This is a genomic window from Piscirickettsia litoralis (assembly GCF_001720395.1).
GTDB lineage: Bacteria > Pseudomonadota > Gammaproteobacteria > Piscirickettsiales > Piscirickettsiaceae > Piscirickettsia > Piscirickettsia litoralis.
Genome location: NZ_MDTU01000001.1, coordinates 2,357,455 through 2,366,427, shown reverse-complemented (window position 1 = coordinate 2,366,427; position 8,973 = coordinate 2,357,455). Strand labels below are relative to the sequence as shown.

Below are 8,973 nucleotides of genomic sequence, written 5' to 3'. Positions count from 1 at the left end.
AATATTTTGAGAAAATAAAATATACAGACGATTATAAATTGCCATGGATTAGGCTTTTTTTCTAAATACAATAGAGCCTCGCTGAAATATATTTAAACTATCTAACGCTGATAACCTGTGCCATATGGTGAATTGAGTGGGTGCAAATAATGTGAGGAAAAGTGAGTTCTAAAGTCAATTAATGTGGGGAAAAACACCTATTAATGCGATAAATTGTGGTTATGAAAGCGAAACGCTGCACGTAACATCTAACTTATTTAAAGAGTTGCATTTAAAATTCTCAAATCACTCTACCACCCTACCTCATCAACTTTACTGAAAGATCTCCCAGAAAACTCACCTTCCATGAAACCGGAAAAAGAGGATAGTTGGCGTCACTTGATGTAATTTTGTCAGTATTGCTTTCTTACTACGTAGAAAGGCAGTACGTTAACAACAAAGTAAAACTCAGCTGTAGTAGCTCAGCCAATACTTTTCCTATTGTGGACCAATGCTCGAATAATCGGACACTCAGCCGCAGGCATTTCCCCTGAACAAATCGAGGTCAAATGCTTTAAAGAGCGCTCAATGGCAGCAAGCGCTGCTATTTTTCCCTCAACTTCAGTAATTTTTTCAGCAAGCCGTTTTTTTACATCCGCCCCCGTTTTTACCTGAGTTTGGCTGAGTTCAACCAACTCTTTAGCTTCGTCTAAAGAAAAACCAGCTTCTTTGGCATTATGAATCAGGTTTAACTCATTTAGCACCTCTGCACCATAATAGCGATAGCCACTCGCCGAACGGCGAGCTTTAGGAATTAACCCCTTTTTTTCATAAAAACGAATCGTTACTGCAGTAACCCCTGCAAGCTTAGCAAGTTGACCGACGGTATATTGCTGCCCTGATGTTTTCATCGTCATTAACCCCTAATCATAATCCGGCCTAACATTAACCTTTTCGTTAATGTTAGCATTGCAAACAGAAAAAAGCCCATGTCAAAATGGGCTTGTTGTTAGGTTAAATCAAACTGCAGGCTAAGCCACTGCTTTTTTAACGATTTTTTCTTGAGTAAACTCAGGCCACAGGTCAACATCACCCTGCATCTGTGCAATCAATGCTTTTGGCTCCGCACTAGCTTTTGCCTGCTGACAGCTTTTTAACAAACCATTGATGCTTTTCACGGCTTGCTCACCTGCTTTAGGTGGTAAGACCTTAGAGACTTTTTTCATTCGCTGTAATAAGTCAGTTAGCTGTTGCAACATTCGACGCGTAGCATCACGACCTTCTTGATTCTCAGCGTGCTGAACCTGCTCTAATACACGTTTGACACGCGCAGCACTAACTCCAGCGTCCAGAACAATGTTTCTGAGTTGATCCATTTGATAAGGCAATATCTTGCGTTCACCTTTTAAAACTTTCTCAGGCGGTGCTTGCAAGTCCCAGATAATCCCCAACCAACTTAAAACTTTTAAAACATAATAAGTAATATCGATTTCCCACCAATAGAACCCTTGACGCGCAGACGCTTGATAATAGTGATGATTATTGTGCCAACCTTCACCTAAGGTAATTAGAGCAGTAATAAAGTTATTGCGTGAATCATCCGAGGTTAAAAAGCGTTGTGAACCAAAAACGTGAGTTAATGAATTAATAAAAAACGTACCATGAAACACACAAATGGTACTGATGAAAAAGCCAACGATTAGCCCTGACCAACCCGCAATGAAATAACACAAAATCGCCAATAAGATTGCCGGGAGAAATTTGTGTTTATCAATCCAAACCAACTCAGGATATTTCTGTAAGTCCTTCACTTCATAGGGCAAATACATTTTATCTTCGTCGAAGACCCAGCCAACATGTGAATACCAAAAACCATGGCGACGCGGTGAATGCACATCGTTTTCAGCATCAGAATTACGATGGTGCAAGCGATGATGGTTCGCCCATTTTAATACACCACGCTGCAACGATGTTTGTGCTAGAAAAGCTAAAATAAACTGAAAAACGCGGCTGGTTTTAAAACTTTTATGACTAAAATAACGATGGTAACCGGCAGTGACTGCCCACATTCGAATAAAGTAAAGGCTAATCGCCAAAATCACACTACTTGTTGTCACCCCAGTGACAAAAACAAGTAAACAAATTAAGTGCAGCACTATAAAGGGTATGGCTTCAATATAGTTAATATTGTGCTTGACTTGTTTCATATAAAAATCGCTCTGCCTACTACATTGTAAAAATTAAGAAAATAATATACTACGGAACTGCTGCTGATTTGTACAACGCGAACCTTTGCGTCGCAGCAAACATCATTGCAGTCGTACTATGATACTGGTTTTCCTTTATTTTGCAAACCAGCCCTTATACTCTCAATAATAGTAAGCTATATCTTAGACTTAGTAAAAGTAGCGATATGATCAATGGCCTGGCAAGAGGCTTCAAGTAATGGTGCATAAAACTGCCATACATGAGACATTCCTTGCCAAATTTCCAACTCACCAACCACTTGATCTCGATTCAAAGCCTTCACCAAACGCAAGCTATCATCGATTAAAATTTCCTCTGTGCCAACTTGAATAAAGGTCGGCGGGAAGCCAATAAAATCACCAAACACAGGTGAAATCAAAGAGTTACTCGGATCATTCTCCTGAACATAACCAGAAATTACCTCAGAAAACTCGCTGAGTGAAAATAATGGATCACGCTTTGCATGGCTGTATAAAGAAGGGCTTTGTAAAGTAAGGTCCGTCCACGGAGACAACAAAACCAGACCTGCCGGCTGTTCTAGCTTTTGCTGCATCACACGCAGCAATAAGGCTAAACTCAAGCCACCCCCTGCTGAATCCCCCATGACAACAATCGATTCAGCACCAAAACGCTCTAGTAAAACTCGGTACACCTGCAGAGCATCGTCTAAACCCGCAGGGTAAGGGTATTCAGGGGCTAAACGATAATCAACCGCACAGAGCTGACGCTGACTACTGTAAGCGACTCGGCTCATCATGGGCCGATATGCTTGGATCGACCCTAAACAATAACCACCTCCGTGCAAATAAAAGATCACCTTATTCACCGGTCCACTGTGCGGGGTCATCCACTCTAAGTTTAAGTGGTCGATTTTCTCAGCTCGATAAGACAAGCCCGGTAATGCATTAAAGCGTTTCTCGCCAAGCTTATCTAGAGATGCTCGCGCCTGCTCTAATGAAGGTTCCACTCGCTTACGTTGCCAACGTTGGGCGCGCAGCCCCAAGTGCAAGCCTTTTAAAGGCAACCATTGACGCCATGAGTTCGCTGAGCGAACATGGCGTGTTTTCAATGTCTCAGCTTCACTCACAGTACATCCATTCTTTTAGATTGTGCATGCGTTCAGGATAAAGAATACCGTCTAAATGGTCATATTCATGCTGGAACACACGGGCATGCCAACCTGACACCTCTCGCTCGAAGCGTTCTCCATTAACATCGTACGCCCAGTAACGAATATGATCATAACGCCGCACCAAACCGCGCATTTTAGGGATACTTAAACACCCCTCCCAACCTTCAACGAGTCGATTGGCAATCGGTTCAAAACCAGGGTTAACTAGAGTCGTCAACGGCACCGTTTCTATATCGGGATAACGTGGATTATCAGCAATTTCAAACACCATCACCCGTAAACTAACATCCACTTGAGGAGCCGCTAGCCCTGCCCCATCATTGGCATGCATGGTTTCAACCAGATCAGCGGCTAAAACTTCCAGCTCAGGGGTATTAAACTCTGTGACAGCTTCTGCCACTTTTTTTAATGTCGCATGACCTGTAAAAATAATCGGCCTAACCGCCATCATCTTTCTCCTAAGTTAAGTGGCGGCGTCTGTGTATATAACGCTCAACCACAGCAACAATGATTAATACAATAACACCGATTAAAGTCACATAAGCAATCTTGTCAAAGACTTTATAATAATGCTCTGCTGCATTGACTAAACTTTGCACATGACCACCCACGCTTTGCACACTCGTTAAACTTGCGACTTGTGCGGCAATATAATTTGCAAAAGAGCCTGTCACGAGCATATAAACGCCGGCTAAAAAGCCAACAGAGCCTGCTGGATTTAAGCGCGTGATTTCAGCCATAGCAACAGGGTCAATAAACAACTCAGCAAAACCGATCAGGCTCAAACCAAGAACAACCCAAAGCATCGAGCTTTGACCCGTGGCAGTTGCTAGGTGCGCTCCTAAAGCAATCACGAAAAAGCCTAAAGTTAAAATAATCATACCCATTGTCAATTTAAATAAGGCCGATGGCTTCATTCCTAAACGCGCTAATAAGCGCCACAAACCGACAACTAATACACCACCGATCAAAATAGCAAATGGATTAATCGACTGAAAAGCCGCAGCAGGAATTACATTACCAAAAATATGTCGATCAACATTACGCTCGATAAACAAGCTAATCGAGCTCCCACCTTGCTGATCAAAGGCCCAAAATATCAAGCCAAACACCATAAAGAGTAAAATGCTAATCAAAGAACGGCGGTCTTTTGCATTACAGCGCATAAATAATCGTATAATCAATATTGCGCCGACAATACCAATCAGGGCTAAGCACCAAATTGTCCAGTTTTGATATAAAATTAACGCTGAAATCACTACGCCCACAATCACACCAGCGATGATGGGTACCAAGCTTTTAGGTGAAGCTAAGCCCTTTTCCTGTAGTGGCTGCCATTTTGCCTCGCCCTTATTAATAAAGTGACGACGGCCATACAAAAAGATCAGCAAGCCTAAAGCCATACCAATACCGGCGAGGCCAAAGCCATAGTGCCAGCCCCAGCGCTGAGCAACATAAGCACAGGCTAATGGCGCTAAAAAGGCACCGATATTGCCACCGACATATAAAATAGCAAAACCGCTATCCCGACGGCTATCATCACGCTGATACAACTCTCCAAGCAATACAGAGATATTAGTTTTAAATAAGCCATAGCCGCAGATAATAAAAGCGAGTGCAATATATAAGGTCTGCTGGCCATCCAACCCTAAAGTAATATGACCGATGACCATGAGAAGTGCGCCCAAAATCACCGCCCAACGGTAGCCCAAATAGCGATCCGCTAAAATACCACCAATGATCGGTGTGACATAAACAAGAGAGGTATAGCCGCCGTATAGCGCATAAGCATGCTGATCTGAAAATAATAGTTTTTGCGTTAGATAAAGGACTAATAGAGCCCGCATGCCGTAATAACTAAAGTATTCCCACATCAAAATCATAATGATATAGAACACACCCCGTGGTTGGCGCTGTAAACTGCCTGCTTCCACCCTTAAACCCCTTTAAAATAATGATGAATTTAACAATGTACACTGCCTCGCACCGCAAAGACAATATTTATCCCAACTGGCCTAGAAAACGAAGTTAAAAATAATCAACTATCCTTTAGGGAAGGATGGCTAACAAAAATTAAGGGAAGGCTGATATTTCATGAGTGAAGGAGTACTCGCCGCCGTTGATTCAAGAACACAACTTGTAGGCAAAAACCGCCTTGAAGTGCTGTTGTTCAGACTCCATAACGAGCAACTCTATGCAATGAATGTTTTTAAGATTCAAGAGGTGATGAGCGTCCCTATTTTAACCAAACTCCCTGAAAGCCACCCTAACATTTTAGGTGTATCCCATATTCGCGGCCACACAATTCCCGTGATTGATTTAGGTCTTGCCATTGGCATGCAAAGCCTTGCCAAAGACCCGAATGCCGTTTTAGTCATTGCCGAATACTATGGCACCGTCCAAGGCTTTGTCGTCGGCAGTGTCGAGCGTATCGTTAATATCGCCTGGAAAGAAGTCCACCCCCCGCCACACGGGGTCGGCAAAGAGCATTACCTCACTGCAACAACAAAATTAGAAGAAAATATCGTTGAAGTCATCGATGTTGAGAAGGTATTAGCTGAAATTGTTATGCCAGATATCAGCTCAGCCACAGACGTTATAAACAGAGAAATTGATACAAAAGACTTTAATGTGCTTGTCGTCGATGATTCTGGCTTTGCTAGACGCCATGTTAAATCAGTACTGAATCAGCTTGACGTACAAGTCACCCTTGCTAACAGTGGTGCAGACGCGCTGCGCTTACTGAAAAAAGAAGCCCACCAAGATAAAATCGACGTCACTAAAAAATATGCATTAATGATTACCGATGCCGAAATGCCTGAAATGGATGGCTATACCCTCACCGTTGAATGTCGTAGTGATCCGCTTATTAAAGATTTGCGCATTATACTACACACCTCGCTCAGCGGTGCCTTTAACGAGTCGATGGTCGAGAAAGTCGGTTGCGATGGCTTTATCCCAAAGCTCAACCCGGAAGCGATCCTTCGCGTCACCCAAGATCGTATCAAAGAGATGATCGACGCCGGTATCAACCCGCTGGAGGCATAACCTGTTCTTTATTTCCCTTTTGCGTCGGCCACGCTGCCAACACAGCCTTAATTAAAGTCGCTAGAGGGATTGCAAAAAATAACCCCCAAAAGCCCCACAGCCCACCGAAGAGCAAAACGGCCACAATAATTGCCACTGGGTGCAAATTAACGGCTTCTGAGAATAATAAGGGCACAAGAACATTGCCATCCAATGCCTGAATCACTGCATAAACGACAATTAAGTATAAAAATTGCTCACCGACACCCCATTGGAAAAATGCGACTACAGCCACAGGAATGGTCACAACCGCCGCGCCAATATAAGGAATTAACACAGAAAACCCAACCAAAGCTGCAAGTAAAAATGCATAATTTAGCCCCAAAACGATAAAAGCGATATAGCTGACAAAACCGACAATAATAATCTCAGCAACTTTTCCTTTGACATAGTTTCCTAACTGCCAGTGCACCTCTTGCCAAACTCGTTGCAATAAACCACGCTTGACTGGCAAATAACCCGCAAGCCAGTGAATCAGGCGATCACGATCTTTCATAAAGAAAAAAATCAATAAGGGGACAAGAATCAAGTAAACCAACCAAACCACCACACTTGGCAGCGAAGCAACAGAAAAATTAAACAGCGTTCGACCAAAGTTACCTAATTGCTCTAAGCCGATGCGTGTTTCAGAAAGCAGCGACTGCAACTCAGCGGCACTGATATACTGGGGAAAACGCTCGGGCAAGAGCAAGAGCCACTTGCGACCATGATCGATCATTCTCGGCGCTTCTGAGGCGAGCTGACCAAACTGGTGGATTAATAAAGGCAAAACAACAAAGATCACTGTGGCTAACAGCGCAATAAATATTAAATAAACCAATAAGAAGGCAGGCGTTCGCGATAAGCCAACACGCTTTAAGCCACTAACCAGCACTTCTAGTAAAAAAGTAATCACCAAAGCCGCTAACACCGGAGCCAATAAGACACCAGTCAACCAAATCAGTAAAAAACCAAAAATAAGCAACAAAATCAATACAGATGCTTCAGGGTCAGAAAAGTGAAGCTTGAACCAATTGCGAATCACATGAAACATAATGCCTTCCTTATGGCTGAGAAAATCAGTGCTTATTTTTTCTGCAGCCAGTAGTAAAATACATCGTCTATTATTTGCATCTCTAGTAAGGCATGGCCTGTTTGTTTTACAAACGCAGAAAAATCCTGCTGTGTGCTCGGATCTGTTGCAGTCACTTCGAGTATTTCGCCACTTTGCAAGCACTTTAAGGCTTTTTTAGTCCGCAATAAGGGAAAGGGGCAACGTAAATCGGTGACATCGAGCTTTGCATCTGCTTTTCGCATCAGTGTCTATACCTTAATTTTATATCTTAAACGCTAGAAAAGCCTTAAGAATACTTGATATAGCGATATAAAAAAAGAACAGAATAACAAGAAATAAAATACGTGGTGGGTCATGTAGGATTCGAACCTACGACCAACGGATTAAAAGTCCGGTGCTCTACCAGCTGAGCTAATGACCCAAAGTAAGGCGATGTGAGATAAATGGTGGGTCATGTAGGATTCGAACCTACGACCAACGGATTAAAAGTCCGGTGCTCTACCAACTGAGCTAATGACCCAAATGTATTCACATAATCTGCTGTAATTGTTGGTGGGTCATGTAGGATTCGAACCTACGACCAACGGATTAAAAGTCCGGTGCTCTACCAACTGAGCTAATGACCCAACGAGCGGCTATTTTACTGGAGTTTGGAAAAAATGCAATAGTTTTTCGCAAAAAAGTTCGTATTAGATGCTGAAATTAAACACAAAAGCAAATGCATTCTGGTTATGCTCAACTGCACAGGGAATAATAACGCGGCAACAGCAAACAGACATCATAGAAATAGGCAAGATAAGATGGAAATGGCGGAGAGGGAGGGATTCGAACCCTCGGTACGCGTTAGCATACGGTTCCTTAGCAGGGAACTGGTTTAAGCCACTCACCCACCTCTCCGAAACAAGGCCAGGCTCATTATACGGACCCTGTTTTTTTTGCAAGAGAAAAATAACTCGCGGTTTTTATCAATGTTTTTTATTGTTAGTGCCTACTGACAAGCTGCAAAAAAACCGTATAATCGTAAGGACGTTGACAGCCCCGGTGGCACAGCTGGATAGCGCGATCCCCTCCTAAGGGATAGGTCACAGGTTCGAATCCTGTTCGGGGCGCCAATTTCCCAAACTAAAGAAGAAGAACGACGATCCTAACTCACCTTTAGAAACGGAGTGTCTTTAATGATTATCAACTACGACGGGAAAAAAATTGACTTCAACCAAACGCACAGCCTTTCTGTTGAAGAAAGTGACCTAGTTTTCCATCAAGAAACCAATGACCAGATCCTGCGCTTACAACCTCATTTGGCCCCACGCATGGATGAGATTGCAGACTTTATTGTCTATTGCTTCAAGCGCGGCGACCATGAAATCCACCTCAATGACCATCTGGCTAAATCAAGCACAGCCATCCCAAAACACAATAACTAGCAGCTCAGCACTCACCTATGGCGAGAATAGGCATGTATCACGATGTTTTC

General features: G+C 43.0%; 9 protein-coding genes and 5 tRNA genes. 3 read left to right on the top strand and 11 right to left on the bottom strand.

Translation table 11 applies throughout. The features are described 5' to 3' along the window. Positions 1 to 461 precede the first annotated feature (461 nt). The 5 genes from BGC07_RS11780 to BGC07_RS11760 all read right to left on the bottom strand — a co-directional run bounded on the left by BGC07_RS11780 (position 462) and on the right by BGC07_RS11760 (position 5,292). Positions 462 to 896 carry a heavy metal-responsive transcriptional regulator gene (locus tag BGC07_RS11780; protein WP_077216879.1) on the bottom strand — a complete coding sequence of 145 codons (435 nt, stop codon included), beginning with the start codon at positions 894 to 896 and terminating at the stop codon, positions 462 to 464. 114 nt (positions 897 to 1,010) lie between these two features. Continuing rightward, positions 1,011 to 2,186, bottom strand: a complete 1,176-nt coding sequence (locus tag BGC07_RS11775; RefSeq protein ID WP_069313273.1) for an acyl-CoA desaturase — start codon at positions 2,184 to 2,186, stop codon at positions 1,011 to 1,013. A 176-nt stretch (positions 2,187 to 2,362) separates the two neighbouring features. Further along, the gene (locus tag BGC07_RS11770) at positions 2,363 to 3,313 is read right to left on the bottom strand and encodes an alpha/beta hydrolase (protein ID WP_069313272.1); all 951 of its coding nucleotides are present in this window, start codon (positions 3,311 to 3,313) and stop codon (positions 2,363 to 2,365) included. Then, positions 3,306 to 3,809 carry a peptide deformylase gene (def, locus tag BGC07_RS11765; RefSeq protein ID WP_235603126.1) on the bottom strand — a complete coding sequence of 168 codons (504 nt, stop codon included), beginning with the start codon at positions 3,807 to 3,809 and terminating at the stop codon, positions 3,306 to 3,308. Before def ends, BGC07_RS11770 begins: the two co-directional genes overlap by 8 nt. Positions 3,810 to 3,816: 7 nt before the next feature. Continuing rightward, positions 3,817 to 5,292, bottom strand: a complete 1,476-nt coding sequence (locus BGC07_RS11760) for a peptide MFS transporter (RefSeq protein WP_077216878.1) — start codon at positions 5,290 to 5,292, stop codon at positions 3,817 to 3,819. A gap of 160 nt (positions 5,293 to 5,452) precedes the next feature. Here BGC07_RS11760 and BGC07_RS11755 point away from each other — a divergent pair, with 160 nt between their 5' ends. Further along, positions 5,453 to 6,406 carry a chemotaxis protein gene (locus BGC07_RS11755; RefSeq protein WP_069313270.1) on the top strand — a complete coding sequence of 318 codons (954 nt, stop codon included), beginning with the start codon at positions 5,453 to 5,455 and terminating at the stop codon, positions 6,404 to 6,406. Here BGC07_RS11755 and BGC07_RS11750 read toward each other — a convergent pair. The 6 genes from BGC07_RS11750 to BGC07_RS11725 form a co-directional block, all read right to left on the bottom strand. Continuing rightward, on the bottom strand, positions 6,387 to 7,478 hold the full coding sequence (locus BGC07_RS11750) for an AI-2E family transporter (protein ID WP_069313269.1): 1,092 nt from the start codon (positions 7,476 to 7,478) through the stop codon (positions 6,387 to 6,389). The genes BGC07_RS11755 and BGC07_RS11750 overlap by 20 nt on opposite strands. Positions 7,479 to 7,510: 32 nt before the next feature. After that, entirely contained in the window at positions 7,511 to 7,741 is a 231-nt protein-coding gene (locus BGC07_RS11745; protein ID WP_069313268.1) for a sulfurtransferase TusA family protein, read from the bottom strand. Between the two features lie 103 nt (positions 7,742 to 7,844). Next, positions 7,845 to 7,920 (bottom strand) — tRNA-Lys (locus BGC07_RS11740). Positions 7,921 to 7,943: 23 nt separating this feature from the next. Then, positions 7,944 to 8,019 (bottom strand) — tRNA-Lys (locus tag BGC07_RS11735). Between the two features lie 30 nt (positions 8,020 to 8,049). After that, positions 8,050 to 8,125 (bottom strand) — tRNA-Lys (locus tag BGC07_RS11730). Positions 8,126 to 8,306: 181 nt separating this feature from the next. Further along, positions 8,307 to 8,396, bottom strand: a tRNA-Ser gene (locus tag BGC07_RS11725). A 138-nt stretch (positions 8,397 to 8,534) separates the two neighbouring features. Here BGC07_RS11725 and BGC07_RS11720 point away from each other — a divergent pair. Next, positions 8,535 to 8,611, top strand: a tRNA-Arg gene (locus BGC07_RS11720). A 63-nt stretch (positions 8,612 to 8,674) separates the two neighbouring features. Beyond that, entirely contained in the window at positions 8,675 to 8,923 is a 249-nt protein-coding gene (locus BGC07_RS11715) for a hypothetical protein (protein ID WP_069313267.1), read from the top strand. Positions 8,924 to 8,973 lie beyond the last annotated feature (50 nt).